19 protein-coding genes are annotated in these 18,349 nt (G+C 58.2%); 8 read left to right on the forward strand and 11 right to left on the reverse strand.

What is annotated here, in order from left to right:
- Window positions 1-38 precede the first annotated feature (38 nt).
- The 4 genes from ACQZ45_RS20435 to ACQZ45_RS20450 all read left to right on the forward strand — a co-directional run bounded on the left by ACQZ45_RS20435 (window position 39) and on the right by ACQZ45_RS20450 (window position 1,812).
- A complete protein-coding gene (locus tag ACQZ45_RS20435; protein WP_003517879.1) occupies window positions 39-323 on the forward strand; it encodes a hypothetical protein in 285 nt (94 codons plus the stop codon).
- Between the two features lie 90 nt (window positions 324-413).
- Window positions 414-554, forward strand: a complete 141-nt coding sequence (locus tag ACQZ45_RS20440) for a hypothetical protein (protein WP_003517881.1) — start codon at window positions 414-416, stop codon at window positions 552-554.
- Between the two features lie 639 nt (window positions 555-1,193).
- The gene (locus ACQZ45_RS20445) at window positions 1,194-1,487 is read left to right on the forward strand and encodes a hypothetical protein (RefSeq protein ID WP_013761399.1); all 294 of its coding nucleotides are present in this window, start codon (window positions 1,194-1,196) and stop codon (window positions 1,485-1,487) included.
- A 13-nt stretch (window positions 1,488-1,500) separates the two neighbouring features.
- The gene (locus tag ACQZ45_RS20450; protein WP_003517885.1) at window positions 1,501-1,812 is read left to right on the forward strand and encodes a hypothetical protein; all 312 of its coding nucleotides are present in this window, start codon (window positions 1,501-1,503) and stop codon (window positions 1,810-1,812) included.
- 268 nt (window positions 1,813-2,080) lie between these two features.
- Here the strand turns inward: ACQZ45_RS20450 and ACQZ45_RS20455 are convergent, their stop codons facing one another.
- Window positions 2,081-3,178 carry an acyltransferase family protein gene (locus ACQZ45_RS20455; protein WP_019566461.1) on the reverse strand — a complete coding sequence of 366 codons (1,098 nt, stop codon included), beginning with the start codon at window positions 3,176-3,178 and terminating at the stop codon, window positions 2,081-2,083.
- 309 nt (window positions 3,179-3,487) lie between these two features.
- Between ACQZ45_RS20455 and ACQZ45_RS20460 the strand changes: the two genes are divergently transcribed.
- Window positions 3,488-3,724, forward strand: a complete 237-nt coding sequence (locus tag ACQZ45_RS20460; protein WP_003517889.1) for an acyl carrier protein — start codon at window positions 3,488-3,490, stop codon at window positions 3,722-3,724.
- Window positions 3,725-3,740: 16 nt separating this feature from the next.
- Here ACQZ45_RS20460 and ACQZ45_RS20465 read toward each other — a convergent pair whose 3' ends face one another.
- The 4 genes from ACQZ45_RS20465 to ACQZ45_RS20480 all read right to left on the reverse strand — a co-directional run bounded on the left by ACQZ45_RS20465 (window position 3,741) and on the right by ACQZ45_RS20480 (window position 8,018).
- Window positions 3,741-5,699, reverse strand: coding sequence for a MacB family efflux pump subunit (locus ACQZ45_RS20465; protein WP_111789574.1), 1,959 nt, complete (start codon window positions 5,697-5,699; stop codon window positions 3,741-3,743).
- A 3-nt stretch (window positions 5,700-5,702) separates the two neighbouring features.
- Window positions 5,703-6,926 (reverse strand): efflux RND transporter periplasmic adaptor subunit, encoded by a 1,224-nt coding sequence (locus tag ACQZ45_RS20470; protein ID WP_111789575.1) that lies wholly within the window; start codon window positions 6,924-6,926, stop codon window positions 5,703-5,705.
- A gap of 27 nt (window positions 6,927-6,953) precedes the next feature.
- Window positions 6,954-7,250, reverse strand: coding sequence for a hypothetical protein (locus tag ACQZ45_RS20475; RefSeq protein WP_111789601.1), 297 nt, complete (start codon window positions 7,248-7,250; stop codon window positions 6,954-6,956).
- Between the two features lie 126 nt (window positions 7,251-7,376).
- Window positions 7,377-8,018: a hypothetical protein gene (locus ACQZ45_RS20480; RefSeq protein WP_111789602.1), complete on the reverse strand. Its 642-nt coding sequence runs from the start codon at window positions 8,016-8,018 to the stop codon at window positions 7,377-7,379.
- Between the two features lie 203 nt (window positions 8,019-8,221).
- On the opposite strand from ACQZ45_RS20480, the gene ACQZ45_RS20485 reads away from it, so the two are divergent.
- Together ACQZ45_RS20485 and ACQZ45_RS20490 are read left to right on the forward strand one after the other, a co-directional pair.
- Window positions 8,222-8,953, forward strand: a complete 732-nt coding sequence (locus ACQZ45_RS20485) for a response regulator (RefSeq protein ID WP_211391350.1) — start codon at window positions 8,222-8,224, stop codon at window positions 8,951-8,953.
- Window positions 8,950-10,212 carry an ATP-binding protein gene (locus tag ACQZ45_RS20490; protein ID WP_448742511.1) on the forward strand — a complete coding sequence of 421 codons (1,263 nt, stop codon included), beginning with the start codon at window positions 8,950-8,952 and terminating at the stop codon, window positions 10,210-10,212. Before ACQZ45_RS20485 ends, ACQZ45_RS20490 begins: the two co-directional genes overlap by 4 nt.
- Before the next feature lie 45 nt (window positions 10,213-10,257).
- On the opposite strand, the gene ACQZ45_RS20495 is transcribed toward ACQZ45_RS20490, so the two are convergent.
- From ACQZ45_RS20495 to ACQZ45_RS20520, 6 genes are all read right to left on the reverse strand, one after another.
- A complete protein-coding gene (locus ACQZ45_RS20495; protein ID WP_112153402.1) occupies window positions 10,258-11,352 on the reverse strand; it encodes a glycoside hydrolase family 88/105 protein in 1,095 nt (364 codons plus the stop codon).
- A complete protein-coding gene (gene pglA, locus ACQZ45_RS20500) occupies window positions 11,339-12,910 on the reverse strand; it encodes a polygalacturonase PglA (protein WP_112153403.1) in 1,572 nt (523 codons plus the stop codon). The genes ACQZ45_RS20495 and pglA overlap by 14 nt, the downstream gene beginning before the upstream one ends.
- A 112-nt stretch (window positions 12,911-13,022) precedes the next feature.
- Window positions 13,023-14,288, reverse strand: coding sequence for an ABC transporter substrate-binding protein (locus ACQZ45_RS20505; protein WP_112154410.1), 1,266 nt, complete (start codon window positions 14,286-14,288; stop codon window positions 13,023-13,025).
- Window positions 14,289-14,331: 43 nt separating this feature from the next.
- Window positions 14,332-15,432: an ABC transporter ATP-binding protein gene (locus tag ACQZ45_RS20510; RefSeq protein ID WP_035199333.1), complete on the reverse strand. Its 1,101-nt coding sequence runs from the start codon at window positions 15,430-15,432 to the stop codon at window positions 14,332-14,334.
- A 2-nt stretch (window positions 15,433-15,434) separates the two neighbouring features.
- Complete coding sequence (locus ACQZ45_RS20515; protein WP_019566471.1) at window positions 15,435-16,319, reverse strand: carbohydrate ABC transporter permease; 885 nt, start codon at window positions 16,317-16,319, stop codon at window positions 15,435-15,437.
- Window positions 16,320-16,323: 4 nt separating this feature from the next.
- Window positions 16,324-17,205: a carbohydrate ABC transporter permease gene (locus ACQZ45_RS20520; protein ID WP_003517909.1), complete on the reverse strand. Its 882-nt coding sequence runs from the start codon at window positions 17,203-17,205 to the stop codon at window positions 16,324-16,326.
- A 211-nt stretch (window positions 17,206-17,416) separates the two neighbouring features.
- On the opposite strand from ACQZ45_RS20520, the gene ACQZ45_RS20525 reads away from it, so the two are divergent.
- Window positions 17,417-18,343 (forward strand): AraC family transcriptional regulator, encoded by a 927-nt coding sequence (locus ACQZ45_RS20525; RefSeq protein WP_019566472.1) that lies wholly within the window; start codon window positions 17,417-17,419, stop codon window positions 18,341-18,343.
- Window positions 18,344-18,349 lie beyond the last annotated feature (6 nt).

Here is an 18,349-nt window from a genome sequence, read left to right on the forward strand (position 1 = left end):
GGCAGAGTGTCCTCGCCCCCAAACGAAAGGAGGACGAGATGTCTTCCGACTTTTATTCATCAAGCCTTTCACGGAACCTCGTCCGCACCGGCGGTTTGGGTTACCGGGAAAACGCATCGCTTCGCCTGCTTCTCAGTGCCGCCGAAGAAACAGCAATGCGCCTAGATCAGGATCGCGGCGCATCCTCCGGCTTTGCGGCGTTTCCTGATTTTGGCCTCCAGCCCGACATGGTGCGGAGAACCTTCTACGCAGGGCGTATCCGCCTCTCCAAACCGACCCTTCCCTTCGGGAAACTTCCGCTTAACGGACTGCCTTTCCCCTGACGATGAAACCGCCCCGCAGCCTGCCTGCGGCGCGCGATCATGCCCCGGACCACACAATATCGAATATCTGTTCAATACCAGGAGGACACCATGGCCAAGGGTCAAGTACGCAGCAACAAAGAAGTCCGCAAACCGAAGAAGGACAAGACGAAAGCTCCGGCTGCGGCACCAGCTGCCGGCACGCAGGTCAAGTTCGCAAACTCCACAACTGCGGATGGCAAGAAGAAGTAGGATTGTTCCGGACAGCCCGCTCATAACAGCGCGACGCCCCGGCACGAATTGCCAAACCGCGACCCGATACACAAAGGGTCGCGACAAATAAAACATATAATGGAAATGCGGACTTGTTTTGGCCACATTGCTCTTCTAGAAAGTTCATACAGCAACTGCTGGTGAGCGCAAAATATGTCGTTCGCAGTTGTTTCCGTCGCTTTAGACTTTTGACCACGGATGTACTGGCACTGGTGTTAATGGCGATATGAGGAAGGTCGGTGCAATATTGCCCCGGCCTTTTTTGTTGTCTGCCTTGGTGAGATAAAGAATGTCGCCGCACCGGTCACATACTCGTCAGGGGCTATGGAATTAACTTGCCTATTGCGCGCAAAAAGCGCACCCTTCCCCATCGGTACTTAAAGGGCGTTACCGCCGTCAGGCATCCTTGCCGTCTCAAGCCCCATTTGCACATGCCTCCCGTCTACAGCGCCCCGTGCGGAATTTCCCAGGGCGCATTGAGGCACATGCCCCCCGAAAACCGGCAACGGTCATCGACCGCACCGGCGTATCGTTTCGAAGCGTTGGAGCGTCCCGTGCAGCCTTTTAAGGGCGCGCGCGAGGCTTCGGCTTTCTGAACCAGTAAGAAAAGAGGCCATCATGTCTTCTGCGCCCCGTAACTGCCTGATCTCCTCTCAAGATCTCGAAATGCTCCAATTGGTCCTCGAGAGCATCGGTTTTAATCACCTTTCCGACGATGATGACAAAAAGCTCCATAACAGAGCCGCCCGCAAGGTTATTGAATTATATCAGGATGGTTTGACCGATCCGGCAGACCTCACCGACGAAATGCGTTTCCTGTTCGGCGTGCAGAAACACGACCGCATCAAGCCGTGGAAGCCGCTCCCCCGATATGCAATCCAGGGCCTGCCACTGCTTTACCACCGCCATTGAGGGGAGAGAGCAGATGCGCGAATATATCATGGTCAGCACCGGCCTGTGGCTGGGGCTATTTCTGACCTGGTACCTCGTCACCATGTACGATACGGCGGATAGCGTCTTTACGGCGAACACCGTTCCGTCGCTACCGCTGCTTCTGACATCGGCCGAATGCGAGACCCAGTTCGGCATTCTTTTTTCGATGACCGAAAAGCTTTTGAAGGCAGGCGGGCCGATAGTTCCCGACGACTTGCGAAAGAACATAGAGCATTGCATTTCTTCCGATGAGGCAAGCCGCCTGAAACTCAAAGACAATCAACTTATCCGGCTTTTCCCCTGAAGCGCCTCCCGAAGCGGACGGTGTTCGCCAAAATCACTGGTAACAATAATGACTTGGCAAATGAGATATATCAGGAGAAACTGATTTAGTCGGACATCAGTCCGAGAGTTTGCGTCTGCGTGGAGGGTGAGTATGACGTATGACTGGAGCGGCCGCAGAATGCGCCGCATGCGTGCCGCGAAACTGACGATCATCAGTCTCGTCGCGGCCTTTGTTATCACGGCTCCAATCTTCGCGCATTACTGAAGCCTGCAGCGACAAGACGCGATCACACGGGTTGCCCGACCCCTGCCCGCTTTCTCAGGCGACCTTTGAGCCATGTCTGCACTGGCTGATCAAAATGGACCGTCAGGTACCATGACAGACACGTCGTCCCTATCAGGAAAGCGACACCGACCGGCAAAGCGATGTTTTCCCTATCAACGGCAGGCATCAGAAAATCCGTCCAGGCCAGCAGCGGAATATGCAGCACATAGACGGCGTAGGAAGCTGTGCCGAGAAACGTCGACAAGATTCCCACCCTGCGACCCGGCACTATCCTGCTGGCTACGAACAATACCGTCGGCCAGACGAGCAGAACCACCGCGAGATCAAAGAAGGGCCGAAGCTCACGCGAAATTGGCACGGCGAGGATGACGCAGACCAGCATAAGACAGAGGGCCGCCTGGATGGGCTTCAGCTCGGTTATGCGATTGCGGAAGCGGTAAACCAGCACGCCTGCGAAAAACGAGAAAAACACCCTTCCCATGCCGGCATACATTTCGTGCCATCGAAACCCCGCATGCAACTTCCCAAACTCAGCAGCCGCCACGACAAGGACGCAGGCGCTGACAGCCAGCACCACGATTGTCTGTTTCGTAGTCGCCCGCACACCCCACCGGCCATAAACCGCATTCACCACCAGCTCGTTGAAAAGCGACCATGCCGGACTCACCAGAAACAATGCGCCGTTCAATGTAAGCGTGAAGGGTGCCGGAACGAAAAGAAGCCCGGTCAACAACGCTATCGCCAGTTCACCGGGATTGATGTGGCGATGAAGATCATCGATCGGCGTCGGCAGGCCCAACAGGTAGAGGCAAATGAAATAGGACGCCATCAACGCCAGCCCCAGCCCATACAGTGGATAAAGTCGCGCAAGGCGCGCCTTCATGAAGAAGCCTGGCGTAATCGCCCCTTCGCGCAGTTTCATGCTGTAGGCATGCGCCAGCACAAAACCGCTCAAGGCGAAGAACAAATCGACGGCGAGATAGCTCGAAGCGTCGTCTCTCCCGAAAAACTGTTCGGCATGGCGATGTACGATGAAGAGCGCAGCTACGCCCCTTATGCCATCGAGCAATATGAAGCGTTCCGGGGAAGACTGGACCATGGGCGTTGATGCTCGACAGGACTGGATTATAATTACTTCACGAAAACGAGGTTTACAGCGCAGCGGTTCATCGCATCCAGTCAAAAACTGTTCAACGTCAAACATACCCCGAATTCTTATGGGCAATTCCCCATGAGCCACGCTCTTTCGCAGCCGTCAAAGGCATGCTACGTCCGAATGTCATCGATGCTTTGACCTTCTGACTCTGTGTACCACGCCTCGCAAAAACCGGTTTCGATTTTAGCAAGTGTCCTGGGCGCAAATTCAAACGGGTTGTTCGGCGGCAAACAACTTTCGCGGAGTCCCACCATGTCCACCATCGCCGACCGTATTAAAAAAATCATCGTTGACCAGCTTGGCGCAGATCCCGGCACGGTTGTCGATGACGCCAATTTTGTCGACGATCTCGGTGCCGATTCCCTCGAAGTGGTTCAGGTTGTCATGGAAATCGAGGAAGAATTCGGAGTGGAAATCCCCGATTCGGCCGCAAGCACAATCCTGACCGTTGGCGACGCCATCCGCTTCATCGAAAAAAACAAGGCTTGACCGGCAGCGGCGGATATCAACCCGCCGACAGGGCCGCAACAGGATCGAGGTTCGATGCGTTGCGGGCCGGCAGATAGCCGAAAACGACGCCTATCAGTGTCGAGCAGACGAAGGCAGCAATGATCGACACCGTGGAATAGACCATGGCGAAATTGCTGCTGAAGGCGGAGAAAAGCGCCCCGAAGCCGAAGCTGCCCAAAATTCCCAGCGTTCCGCCGATGATGCAGACGAGCACTGCCTCGATCAGGAACTGGCGCAGTATATCACTGCGCCGTGCGCCGACTGCCATGCGCACGCCGATTTCCGATACACGTTCGGAAACGGAAACGAGCATGATGTTCATCACCCCGATGCCGCCGACCAGAAGCGAAATCACCGCGATCGCCGCAACCAGCAGCGTCATGGTCTGCGTTGTACTGGTGATGGTCTGGCGAATATCGTCAGTGTTGAGAATGTAGAAATCCCGCGTTCCATGCCGCTGGGTGAGAAGAACCGTCACCGCCTGTTCGGCAATTGCGGCGTCAATATCGTCACTCACCTGCACCGTGATGCTGCGCAGCGACAGGCTGCCGAGAAAGCGTGACTGGACGGCAGTATAGGGGAGATAAAGTGAAAGGTTCTGGCTTGAACCGAAACCGCCCTGCTGCGCCTGCGTGATGCCGACGATGCGGGCCGGCATCTTGCCGATGAGGATGACATGACCGATGGGGCTGCCGTCGAAATCCGCAAACAACGATTTGCGGGTGTTCTCATCAATCACCACCTCCTGGGCTTTCTGCGCGACGCTTGCGGCATCGAAAAAGCGCCCTTGTGACAGCTTCGTGCCCTTGGCGACGAAATACCGCTCGCTGACACCATTCACAAGCGCATTCGCCTCCTTCGCGCCGAAACGCACCGTACTGGAGGTCGAGACCGTGGGCGTCACAGCCGCGACATAGGATTGTTTGGCAAGTGCCTCGGCGTCGGAGACGACCAGCGTGGTGATCTTGCCCGACCTTATGTCGCCAAAATCCTTGCCCGCGAAGATTTCCAGCGTGTTGGTGCCGAGGCTTGAGATATTCTGCAGCACGCGCTGCTGTGACCCCTGCCCCAGCGCCACGACGCTGATGACCGAGGCGATGCCGATGATGATACCGAGCATGGTGAGAAAGCTGCGCAGCTTGTGCGCCTGCATCGACAGGAGCGCCATGCGCAATGCCTCCCGCAGCGAGGATGCGAGACCAGCGAGACTGGAGGCCCCGCCGGAAACCATAGAGGGTTTGGCGTCATCCTTCCGAACCGGCGCGGCATCCGCCCTGCGGTCTGAAATTATGGCGCCGTCGCTGATTTCGATGATCCGTTCGGCACGTCGTGCAATTGACATATCGTGCGTGACGATAATGACAGTGCGCCCTTCGGCATGCAGCTCGTCGAGGATGCGCAACACCTCGTCGCCGCTCGCGCTGTCGAGCGCACCGGTCGGCTCGTCGGCAAGAATGATTTCGGCATCGTTCATAAGGGCGCGCGCGATGGAAACGCGTTGCTGCTGGCCGCCGGAAAGCTGGCCCGGACGATGATCGAGGCGGTCCGCCATGCCAAGGCGACCGAGCAACCTGGCGGCATCGCTCCTGCGATCGCTTTGTGACTTTCCGGCGTAGATCGCCGGAATTTCGACATTGCCGAGCGCTGTCAGTTCGACAAGCAGATGGTAACGCTGGAAAATAAAACCGAGGTTTTCTCGCCGCAATTCCGAAAGCTGGTCTGCATCGAGATTGCCCGTCTCCCGGCCCCTGATGCTGTAGCTCCCTGAGGTCGGCCGGTCGAGGCAACCGAGAATATTCATCAGCGTCGACTTGCCCGATCCGGAAGCGCCGACGATCGCCACCATCTCGCCGGCCTCGATGATGAGGTCGATATTCTTGAGTACGGTAATCGTACCTTCACCGGACGGATAATCCCGCCGCACGGATTTAAGGCAAATCAAAGGATCAGCCATTGTTCAAAAACCCATCGGCGGGCCACCAGGCCCGGGCATGGCGTTTTTGGTGGTGTCGATGGAAAGTTCGCCGGTCACCACGCGCTCGTTCTCGGCAAGGCCGGAACGCACTTCCGCCGTTACCTTGTCGTTAAGACCGATCTGGACCCTGCGTTCGGAAATTCTGCCATCGGTGTCTACCACACGCACGGCATAGTCATCGTTGGCGCCCTTGCTACCAAGGGCCGCCGCCGGAACGGTTAGCACGTCCTTGGCTTCACCAAGGACGATATGGACCTCCGCCGTCATATAGGTGCGCAACTTGCCGTCCGGGTTCGGCACTTCGAACACGCCATTATAATAGATCGCCTCCGACGACGAGGTGCTGGAAGAGGACGATGTGGTCGAGGAAGACGTCGAGGAGCTGAAGCTGGAGTCGCTGCGCACTGATTCAGGCGCCGGTTCAATGGACGTAAGCGTCGCGTCGTAACGCTGCTGCGGCTCACCCAGCACCGTGAAGTAAACTGGCAAACTGGCTTTTACGCGCGTCACATCTGCTTCGGAAATTTCCGTGCGCACCGTCATCCGGTCGAGCTGGCCTAGGATCACGATTGTCGGCGCGGACTGCGTGGCGTTGACGGTCTGCCCTTCCTGACTGACGATAGACAGAACAGTGCCTTCGATGGGCGCGGTGATCCTCGTATAGCCGAGATTGGCCTTTGCCGTTTCGACAGCGACCTGTGCCTCCTCGATCTGGGCGTCGATCGCTTCGATCTGCGCCTGGGTGACTGCGAGCGCTGCAGTGGCGCTTTCGAAATCCGCACGGGAGGCGGCATTTTTCGACACCATTTCCTGTTGGCGGACAAGGCTCTGGCGGTTGAGAGCAAGTGTCGCCTGCTTTTCCACCCGCTGCGCCTTCACGTTGGCAAGCGCTGCCAGCGCCGTGCGCAGGCTGTTATTCTGGGTAACGGAATCGATCTCGGCAATGAGATCGCCCGCCTTGACCGTATCTCCAAGTGCGACCTTGACGGCGGTGATGCGACCGGAGGCCTGCGCGCCGACGGCCACCAGACGAACGGGTTTGAGCGTTCCAGTCGCCAGAACGGTCTGCTCGATATCACCGCGCTTCACAGACGAGGTGATATAACCGGGCGTTGCGGCCCGCGTATATTGTGACGAAAACCAGTAGCCACCCAGGGCGAGCGCGACAACCGTCAGCGCCACACCTGCTTTGCGAACCATTTTCATCGTCCTGTCCTGTCCTGTCCGGCCGGTCTACTCAAAAGAAGAAACCGACCTCATGTCGTGTTTCACAAGGATGAAGCCGTTGTCTGCTTCGATCCATTCATAGGCGGCAACAGACTTTCTGGCGGATGCCTTGCGGCAGGCGCCGTGACGACGCTTGCCGTGTGCATTTTCGCGCCGTTCCTTGGCACAGACGGGTTGGTGCCACTGTTCTTCCTGCCGGGATTTCGCCGCCGGATCTCGCATCGGCCTGTCACCGGCCGCAGCGACCGACCAGACGAAGCTCAAACCAAAAACCGTCGCCAGCATCAGGTAGAAATATCTCATCATCATCTTCTCGCTTGAAAATCACGCGGGGGATCGCAGGCGAGCGATCCCCCGGCTTCAGCCGTTTCCGGCTGATTTCCTCCTTTGCTGGGGGGCTATTAAAGGAGGAAACTTTGAAGAGTGGCGTCAGCCCCGCTCTGCGTGAGGCAGCGGCGGCATCCTGTCGCCATGCGGAGGCTCGATACGACCGTCTCGTGCACGGCCATCATGCGGGACGGGAGGCGGAGGCGGCATCAATGCGCGTTCGAGTTCAGCAAGCTTCTTCACCTGCTGCGGCGAAAGTTTCGGTTTCAGCGTAGCCGCTGCGTCCTGAAGTGCTTTAGCCTGTTCTGCCTTTTTCATTGTGATGCCGGCCAGTTCCTCACCGGCAAGACGCGGCTCTAGCCCCGTCGCACCCGGTCCCTTCGGCGGCAATGGCTTGAGTTCCGAAGTGGGCAAAACAAGATCGATCAGCGCAGTGGTATAGGCGCGCCACGGACCAAGCTGTTCAGGTGTGACGCCGAGATAGATTTCCGCTGCCGAAAGTTTCGTCGCCAACCCCAATATATCCGGGCCCAATATATCCGGCCCCATCATATCCGGGCGTAGCATCTCAGGCCCGGCCATCTTGCGGCCATGCGGCAGCCTTTGCTCCGGACCACTATTCGAACCGAAGTCAGGACTGGCCAGCGGCGGCACTGGTTCACCCTGCTCCGCAGCCCGGGAGGTGGCCGAAGCGCCAAGAACAGTTGTCACGACGACGGCGGTGGCGATTAGAGCGTTTCTCATCTTACCTTCCTTTTCGTTTTCCAACCTGAGAAGACGATAGGAGCTAAGCGTTTCCGGCTTTGGTCCGAATGTTGCGGGTCTTGTTCCACGCGCGGCCTATTTGTAACCGAATGTTGCCAGAGCGGCCGCAGCAAGCTTTCGTTGCAAAAATCCGCCGTTTCTTTGCGCCGCTTATGTATAGTGGCATCAAAAGGTTGGACGATATGGCGACAGTTTCGGTGACACATATTTTGATCGTGGATGATGATCCGGAGATACGCACATTGCTCGCGAAATATCTCGGCTCGCAGGGGTTTCGCGTTTCGATGGCAGCCGACAAGCGTGAGTTCGAAGAACAGTTCGCCTGCTCCGATCCGGATCTCATCGTGCTCGACGTGATGCTGCCGGATGGTTCCGGCCTCGATATCTGCCGCGATCTCCAAGGCCGCCGGCCGCGCACGCCCGTCATTCTCCTGACAGCGCTCAAGGAGGATGTCGACCGGATCGTCGGGCTGGAAATCGGCGCCGACGACTATCTTGGCAAACCCTTCAATCCGCGAGAACTGACGGCGCGGATCAAGGCCGTGCTGCGCCGCGCAGTACCTCAGGAAGTACCTCGCGGCTCATCCACCGCTTATGGTTTTGCGGACTTCACCGCCGATCCGGAACAGCGCTCCGTCATCCACGCCAGCGGTGAGAGGATCGAGCTGACGGGGGCGGAGTTCGATCTGCTGAAAGTCTTCCTCGACAGGCCCGGCCGGCTTCTTTCCCGCGATCAGCTGCTCGATCTTACGCAGGGCAAGGACCGGGGACCGTTCGACCGCTCCGTCGACGTGTTGATGAGCCGGTTGCGCAAGAAGCTCGAAACCGATGCCCGGGCTCCGATCTTCAAGACCGTTCGCAATGGCGGTTACCAGATGACGGTTCAGGTCAGAACCCTGCCGGTGCATCGATGAGCTCGCTCAGAAACCGTATCGCCGCACTGTTGATCGTCTCCATCATCGCGGTCATCGCGCTTGCAACTGTGGTGGCAGATCAGACATTGCAGCCGCCGCCGCCAGATGCCACCATCGAGCCCGTTGCCCGCAGCCTTGCCTTTGCCGTGACCATGGCCGAACGCGACCCCTCGCTGCAACAACCCCGCTATTTCCGCATCGAACAGAAGCCGCCTGAAGGTGATCTCGATGGAATGCTTTCGGAGTTTCTAGAAAAGGCCCTTGCACAGGTTGGCGAGCCGCGCACCGCAATTGTGATCCGCGCGCCAGGAAGTAGTGCCCCGGTGGCGGCTATAGCGCTGGAAAAAAGCGGATGGCTGGTCGCGGAAATTCCGCATATGGGTCCTCCCCCGGGCGGCTGGAAGATTTTCGGCATGTGGATCGGGCTGATCATTCTTGGCGGTGCTGCTGTTTCCATCTTTGCTGCCAGAAAGATCACCCGCCCCCTCGACATGCTGGAAAACGCCGCTGCAAGCATCGGACCCGATGGTTCGCTACCCCATTTGTCGGAAACAGGTCCGGGTGAAATCCGCGCCACGGCGCGGGCCTTGAACGAACTCGCCCGCCGCCTGAAGGCGGCAATGGAAAGCCGAATGCGCCTCGTCGCAGCCGCTGGCCATGACTTGAGAACCCCAATGACCCGCATGCGCCTGCGGGCAGAATTCATCGAAAACGACGAAGAGCGGGGCAAATGGCTGGCGGACCTCGAGGAACTGAACGCCATCGCGGATAGCGCCATTCTGCTTGTGCGCGAGGAAGTGAGCCAGGATACCGTCAAGATGATCGATATCGGCAGGCTTCTCGGCGAAATCGTCAGCGAACTTTCTGATCTCGGTTACGCTGATACCCTCGACTTTATGAAACCGGAAGCCGCCATGATCATCAAGGCCGCTCCGCTTGCGCTTAAAAGAGCCTTGCGCAACCTCATCCTCAATGCCGTCACCCATGGCAAAACGGCACGGATCGATCTAACCGAGGACGAGAGCGAGGTCGTCGTTACAATCCGCGATGAAGGCCCTGGCATTCCGCAGGAACTGATCGGCCGGGTTTTCGAGCCCTTCTTTCGGGTCGATCTCGGGCGGCGAAAGTCGATCCCTGGTGTGGGGTTGGGTCTTGCCATCGCCAGGGAAATCATCGAGCGCTTCGGTGGCACGATCACCATCGCGAACCACAAAAAACAGGGCCTGATCCAGACGGTGATCTTGGCAAAAGTGGCATGATCTCATGCCACAAAATACCCTATGCCCGTTAAGATGACCGCGCCGTCATGCCAAAAGCAGGCTTTCGGCATAGGCCATCATCAGCGGCCCGACGCCTTTGGCGTCATCGGATACAACCGGCTCGGTCAGGTAATAATCCGGAGACCCATCGCGATAATTGCCCTCGAAACCGCCAAGGCCCGCGACATGCACGATGCCGGTGAGACGGACGATACCCTTTTCGTCCACCTTGAGCTGTCTCTCAAGCAGGGCATCAAGCGCGGACCGGCCCGCCGAAAGAGCCGCCTTTGCCTCCTCGCCCTGCAAAAGCCCCAGCCGCGCAGCCCGCAGTAAGGCATAGGCGAACATCGCCGAAGCGGAGGTTTCCTCGTAGTTTCCGGCAAGATCCGGTTTGTCCAGCACCTGCATCCAGAGACCGGTTTTAGTCTGCCGGGCAACAATACCGGCCAGAAGTAGGCCCGCGCGTTCCCGAAGTTCGATCGTTGCGCCATCAGCCGGCAACATCACCAACGCATCGACCAGCGCCATGGCGAGCCAGCCGACGGCGCGAGCCCATACGGCCGGGGATTGGCCGCTCACGGGGTCGGCCCAGCGCTGGTTGCGGCTTTCGTCATAACCATGGACATAGAGCCCACCGGCATCCGCCGTCAGCGTGAGTGCGGTTGAGAATTGCTGTAGCGCATCGTCGATCAGTTCGGCGTCACCAGTCGCCTGCGCATATTCGATCTGGAAAGGAAGTCCCATATAAAGGCCATCCAGCCAGACCTGATGCGGATAACGCTTCTTGTGCCAGTAATTACCGGAGCCCGTACGCGGATGGCTGCGGAGTTGGCCAGCAAGATGTTCCGCCGCAGCGAGATAACGCGGATCGCCCGTTTCCGCTGCCAGAGGAAACAGAATGCGACCGGCAAGGATGTGATCGATATTGTATTCCTGAGGATCGTAACCGGCGAGCACTCCGTCTGCCGCTATCTGGGTGTCAGCCAGACGATGCAGATGTTCGTTCCAGCGACGCTCGCCGGTCGCTTCGAACAGGTGCTGCAAACCCCGATAGACACAGCCATCCTCATAACACCAGCTTCCGCCCTTGTAGTGCCTATATCGGCTGGTGAATTGATCAAAATAATCAGTGGCTTTCATGGGTTTTCTCGATTGAAATCTGTGAATGGGAAATGCCAGAGGCGCTCAGCAGCGCAGGATCGTCGCAAATGATTTCAGCCTGTTCGAAAACGATCCCCTCATGCAGCATGGGGCGCACCCCATCGGCCATGATCGGCGGTGTGGCCACGGCTGCAGGATCACGCGAGACGATGGTGAGATTGCGAATGGCGATATTGCGGATTGGGGCCTCCGCTAAACCGAGAAAGACGCCGGCGGCATGTGCCAGATGGCGGATTTCCACATCTTCGACAGTAATTCCGTCGATAAACGGGGTCCCGTCGTCGACAGGTGCAGGGTCTCGCGACTGCACCCAGCCGTCATGCCCATCGGCATCGCAATGGTAATGGGCATTGGCGGAAAGCGCGGTCTGCACGCCATCCAGCAACACCCGGCGCATGGTGACATTGCTGACTGAACCGCCACGGCCCCGCCGCGTCTTGAGACGCAGGCCGCGATCCGTGCCAACCATGTCGCAGTCCTCTACCGTTACGTCATGCACGCCACCCGACATTTCCGAGCCGATCACCAGCCCGCCATGGCCGCGCTCCATCAGGCAATGGCGTACGCTGACGCCGCGTGTTTCCGCCAGATGGTCGTCCTCGCCGTTCGGCCCGCGTTTGCCTGCCTTCACAGCAATGCAATCGTCGCCCACTGAAAAGCGCACGCCTGATATCGTCACGTTGCGGCAGCTTTCCGGGTTGAAGCCATCGGTATTGGGGCTGTTATGCGGAGCGCTGATTGTGAGACCCGCCGCTGTCAGGGTCTCGCACCCCTGTGGATGGACCGTCCAGGACGGTGCATTGCGAATGGTGAAACCGAAAAGCCCGACATTGCGGCAGGAAACGAGATGCAGGCCGCGCGGTCGGCGCGCGCCGTCACGGGTTTCTTTCGGCCAGCTCCACCAGTCGCCTCTGTCGCCGGAACCATCGAGAACGCCTGTGCCTTCGATCACGAGATTATCTGCGCCGATGGCATGGACCGGCGCAGCGAAACAGGCATCCGGTAGCCCTTCCCAACTGCCGAGCATGCGGCCCGTCTCATCGCGGGCAGGCAGGATCGGCCAGCCATTGCGGGTGGAGGGTGCGCGCAGCACGGCCCCTTCCGCAAGATGAAACGTCATGTCGCTTTTCAACCGCACGGGAAACGCTGTCCAAAGGCCGGCAGCAAATCGCAACGTGCCGCCCGCAGGCACGGCGGCAACTGCCTCTTCCAGAGCGCGGGCGTTGGCGCGTGCGCCGGCTTCGTCGTCAAGCGCAATATCCGGCGTCAGCGAAAATGCCATCGCCTCGACAAGCCCCGCGCAGGGCGCTGTCCTGAACTCCAGGCTTGCGAACCCATCCGCTTCGAACACATACCGCGTATCCGGACGCAGATCATGCAGCAGCGTCACCACGGTGGCGGATTTTCCGGTTCGTAAATCACCATCTTGCGAAGTCAGCCGCCATGCCGTCTGCGGCAGGTGATATCGCGCACCGGGTACAGCGAGGCAAAGCGCCGCCGTTCGCGCCGAAAGCGCGATGATAGAGGGTTCGTTCATGCTCGTTTCTCGTTGTTCGTGCATGTCCCGCGAAAACAATCGGCGGGAATGCCCATGTCACCCGGCAACCGGATAAAGAGCCCGCCGCCGCAAGGGCGGCGGGCCATTGTCGTCAATCGAATTTGGCCAGAACGTCATTGGTGGTATCGATGATCTGCTCAGCCGCCTCTTCCGCCGTCAGCTGGCCATAGGCATATTCCTCCAGCGTATCGATGAAGCCGGAGCGGATTTCCGGATGTTCGTTGAAGGGCGAAACTACCGGTCCAGATGCCGTCATGACGATGGCGTTGGCGGCGCGCACTTCCGGCTCACCCTTGTCGCCCAGACGCTGCGCCGCAGCCTTGGAAGCAGGCAGGCCGCGAGACGTGCCAAGCGCATCGATGCCCTCAGGCTCGTTCAGCAGGCAGTTCAGGATTTGCGCGGCCGCTTCAGGGTTCTTCGAGTTTTTCGAGATCGAAAAGACCATGGAAGGCTTGCGATAAACGCCTTCCGTTACGGCATCGGCGAGCTTCAGCATCGGCACGGGTTTCAGCACCTGCCCATCCTTTAGGGGATCGGCATATTTCGAATAGGTGGAATCCCATTCATAGGAACCAGCGATACGGCCTTCGGACCAGGACGGCTTTTCATAAAGATTGACGTTGCCATCGGCCGCTTCCTCTTTCTGGGAGCGAATGGAGCCGGTTTCTACCAGCTTGCCGACGAACGAGATACCTTCCGCCAGTTCCTCCGACGTCCAGGCGACACGGTTGGTCTTGGGGTCGACCAGATCCTTGCCGGTTTTCTGCACCACGGCGAGTGTCACGAGAAGCTGGGCAGTCTCCTTTACGGCATTGAAGGTGTAATGATCCTTGCCGAGCTTTTCCTTGATGGTTTTTGTTGCCGCGAAGAATTCATCCCATGTCTTGGGGATTTCAACACCAGCCTTCTCGAAGGTGGTGGCGTTGAAAAAAAACACGCGGCCGGTGGTGGAGACTGAAAGGCCCTGAAGCACTCCGTTCATAGAACCCGCTTCCAGATCCGTCTCGGCCCATTGCGAAAGATCGAGAGGTTTCAGCTGACGCAGATCAGCAAAACCTTCACCATTCTTGGAAAACAGCGGCAGCCATGGCCAGTTCACCTGAACGATATCAGCCTCCGTCTTGCCTGCCATTTGCGTGGTCAGTTTTTCCAGATATCCGTCGAAGCCGGTAAACTCACCTTTGACCGTGTGGCCGTATTTTTCACCGCAGGCGGCAATTGCCTTCTGGGTGGCGACATGACGGCTTTCGCCGCCCCACCACGACATACGCAGTTCCGCGGCACCCGCCGCAGGCGCAGCCACGGTGGCCAGATAGGCAGCACCGGCCAGCATCGCCATTGTTCTCGTCATCTTCATTGTTCTTCTCCTCCTCGAAAAATCAGGCACGCTCGTCCCCTCCTCACAGCGAGACATTGCGGCCATCGGCCTTGTCGAAAATATGCAGCTTCTCGGGGTCCGGCTTCAGTCGCAGAATGCCGTCGCGCCCAAGCGCCTCGAATTCGGCTGCTCCCACCACGCTCACGAGCTTCTGTCCGCCCAGATCGGCATGCAGATAGACCTCGTGCCCCATGAATTCGGCGTTGGTCAGTTTCGCCTGCAGCGCCGGCCCATCGGCCTCACCGGCGAGCGAAAGATGCTGCGGACGGATGCCGATGACGGCGTCTGCCGGTCTGGCTGAAAGCCGCTTTTCCAGATGGTCGCCTATCGGAAGACGTTGCCCACCGATGACGAACTCCGCCCCGTCGATCGCCACATCCACAAGGTTCATTTCCGGCATGCCAATGAAACCGGCGACGAACAGATTGGCGGGCCGGTTGTAGAGTTCCTTCGGCGTGGCGACCTGCATGATGCGCCCGGCCTGCATGACGCAGATACGGTCGCCCATGGTCATGGCTTCCGTCTGATCGTGCGTCACGTAGACGACGGTCGAAGAGAGGCCCTCCGCCTTCAGCTGGCGATGCAGATCGGTAATGCGCACACGCATGGAAGCGCGCAGCTTCGCATCGAGATTCGAAAGGGGCTCATCGAACAGGAACACGCCCGGTTTCTTGATGAGGGCGCGGCCCAAAGCAACACGTTGCGCCTGCCCGCCGGAAAGCTGTTTCGGCAGACGATCCAGCAAGGGCTCGATTTCGAGAATGCGCGCGACATTGTCGATTGCCTTCTCGATCTCGGGCTTGGCAACACCGGCAATCTTGAGGCCAAAAGCAAGATTGCCGCGCACCTTCATATGCGGATAGAGCGCATAGTTCTGGAACACCATGGCAATGGAGCGCTTGCCGGGCGGCAGGTCGTTGACGCGCTGATCTCCGATGAGGATTTCACCGCCGGTGATTTCCTCCAGCCCCGCCACCATGCGCAGCGTGGTGGATTTGGCGCAGCCGGACGGGCCGACGAAGACCATGAACTCGCCGTCCTCGATTTCGAGATTGATGCCGTGCACGGCCTTGAAGCTGCCGCCATAGACTTTTTCGAGATTTTTAAGTTGAACGCTTGCCATTTTCAGCCCTTGACCCCGCCAGACGAGATCCCTTCAATGAAATACCGTTGCGCCGCGAAAAACACGACGAGCGCAGGCGCGATCGTCAGCACCGACATCGCCAGGATGCGGTTCCATTCGAAGGCTTCGGTGGTGTCGATGGAGAGTTTGAGCGCCAGGCTCACCGGATATTTATCGACCGAGGACAGGTAGATCAGCGGTCCCAGAAAGTCGTTCATCGTCCACATGAACTGGAAAAGGCAGACCGAGATCAGCGCCGGCGCCAGCATCGGCACGACGATGTAAACCAGCGTCTGCAGACTGTTGGCGCCATCCACACGGGCGGCTTCCTCCATATCCGAGGGCAGCGAGCGCAGGAACTGCACAAGCATGAAGACGAAGAAGGCATCACCGGCTAGTGCCGAGGGAACCCATAGCGGCAGGAAACTATCCAGCCAGCCGAGGTCACGAAACAGGATATATTGTGGAATGCGGGTTACGACATTGGGCAAAAGCAGGATGGCGATGACAGAGCCAAACAGGATTTTCTTCAGCGGAAAATCGAAGCGCGCAAAGGCATAGGCCGCCATGGTGCAGGAAATCGCCGTTCCGATGACCTTCGGCAGGATGATCAAGAACGAATTCCAGAAAAACCGGCCGAAGGTGTAGGGCGTGGAAGTCTCCCAGCCGCGGATGTAACCGTCCAGCGTTGGCGTCTCAGGAATGAAACCTGCACCGGAAAAGATCTCGGAATTGGTCTTGAAGCTTGCGCCGACCAGCCAGATCAGCGGATAGAGCATGATGAAGCCGACCGCGAACAGCAGCGTGTACCGGACAGAGGTCGATAACAGCCGGAGCCTTGCCCGGCGGGCGGCCTGCATGTCGTTTAAGGTTGCGATATCGGTCATGGCATCAATTCCGCTTGTCGCCGGCGTAATAGACCCACTTTTTCGAGGACCAGAAGGCCACGAGGGTCAGCACGGTGATGATGGTGAAAAGAACCCAGGCGATGGCGGAGGCATAGCCCATGTTGAACTTCTTAAAAGCCTCATCGTAAATATAGAGAGGCAGCAGATAGGTAGACTTCAACGGCCCGCCCTGGGTGATGATGTAAGGCCCGTTAAACTCCTGGAATGCCTGCACCATCTGCATGATCAGGTTGAAAAAGATGACCGGCGTCAGAAGCGGCAGGGTGATGAAAAAGAACGTCTTTACCTTGCCTGCGCCGTCGATTGCCGCTGCCTCATAAAGCGACTTGTCGATGGATTGCAGCGCGGCGAGAAAGATCACCATGGCCGAACCGAACTGCCAGCAGCGCAGCAGCGTAATTGTAAAAAGCGCATTGGCGGGATCGCCAAACCAGTCGACCGGCGACAAGCCGATTGCCGCCAGCGCCATGTTGGCCAGCCCTTCGCTGGCGAAGATGTAGCGCCACAGCACCGCAATCGCGATCGAACCGCCGAGGATGGACGGAACGTAAAAGGCGGTGCGGAAAAAATTGATGAATTGCAGCTTGTAATTGAGTATCGCTGCGATGAACAGCGCGAAGGCAAGCTTCAACGGCACCGTCAGAAACACATAAAACAGGGTGACGTTCAGGGATTTCATGAACGTGCGATCACGGGTGAAAAGCCGCTCGTAATTGGCCAGTCCCGCCCATGTGGGGTCACTCATCAGGTCGTAGCGGGTGAAGCTGAGATACAGGGAACCCAGAAACGGGATCGCCGTGAAAACCAGAAGTCCGATGATGTAGGGCGTCAGATATCCCAGCCCGAGGAAGCGATTAGATTTCATGACGCTCCTCCCCCACCCCGGAAAGGCGCGGATAACAGAATACAATTTCGTGCAAGTGATTCTCCCGGAACGGCTGACGGCGGGCGCATGATGGCGCGATTTCTCGCCGCAGCCGATCTCCTCCCTCATTGATACGGCGCGCATTAGCAGTTTGTGAGGTGACAAAACCAAATTTCCGAGCCAAGGTGAATTAACAAAGACGAGGAAAAAGATGGACGAAATCGAAGGTGGTATTCTCTCGTCCGTTCCGCCTGCGGCGCTCACGCTTAATCTCACGCGCGCCACGATCAAGATGGAGCACTCCCGCACCTGGCAGATCGACAAATCCAATCAGGTGGACGATCTCATTATCTGCCTGGAGGGTCGCGGGCATTATCTCGTGGACGGTGAAGCACGGGTGCTGGAGCCTGGCGACGCCATGCTGATTTTCAGGGGGCAGCATTTTATCGGCTGGAATGAACAGGCCGTCACCTATCGGGGAGTGGCACAGCATTTCACGTTGGATATTTACGGTCGTCACAACCTTGTCGCGCAGATGGACCTCAAGCCGAAACTTTCGCTGAGCCGCTGGCCGCTGCTGGAGCCGCTGGTGCGCCACTATCGGCAGAGCGCTCCGCCCTCCTCTGTCACGCTTGGCCAGCATCACCTGTTCATGGTGTTGCTGATCGCATTTATCGATGATGCATTTCTCGGATGGGTCGACCGTCCGAGTTTCCAGCCGGAAGGTGCCGAAGCCCTGGATCTGGCTGTCATGAAAGCGATCACGATGATTTCCGCCAATCCGCTCGACCCTGAAATCGCCGCAAGGGCGACCGACGCAGCCCCCTATAATCGCGACTATTTCCTGCGTGAGTTCCAGAAACGGGTGGGGCGCACGCCGAGGAAGTATCAGGAATTCAAACGCATGGAACGTGCCATGCATTTTCTTGAAGCCGGGCTTTCAGTTGCGGCTGCGGCGGCAGAAGTGGGTTATGGAGATCCCTATTATTTTTCGCGGATGTTCAAGCGCACATTGGGGTTGAGCCCCCGCGACCACATGAACAGGATACGCCGCAGCAGGCACGGCAATCTGATGGCGTTTGACGAGCACGAACAGCAGAGGCTGCTTGCCACCGAAATGCAAAAGGCCCCGGCATAGCGGGGC

The sequence above is a fragment of the Agrobacterium sp. 16-2014-1-2a genome, from assembly GCF_053522705.1.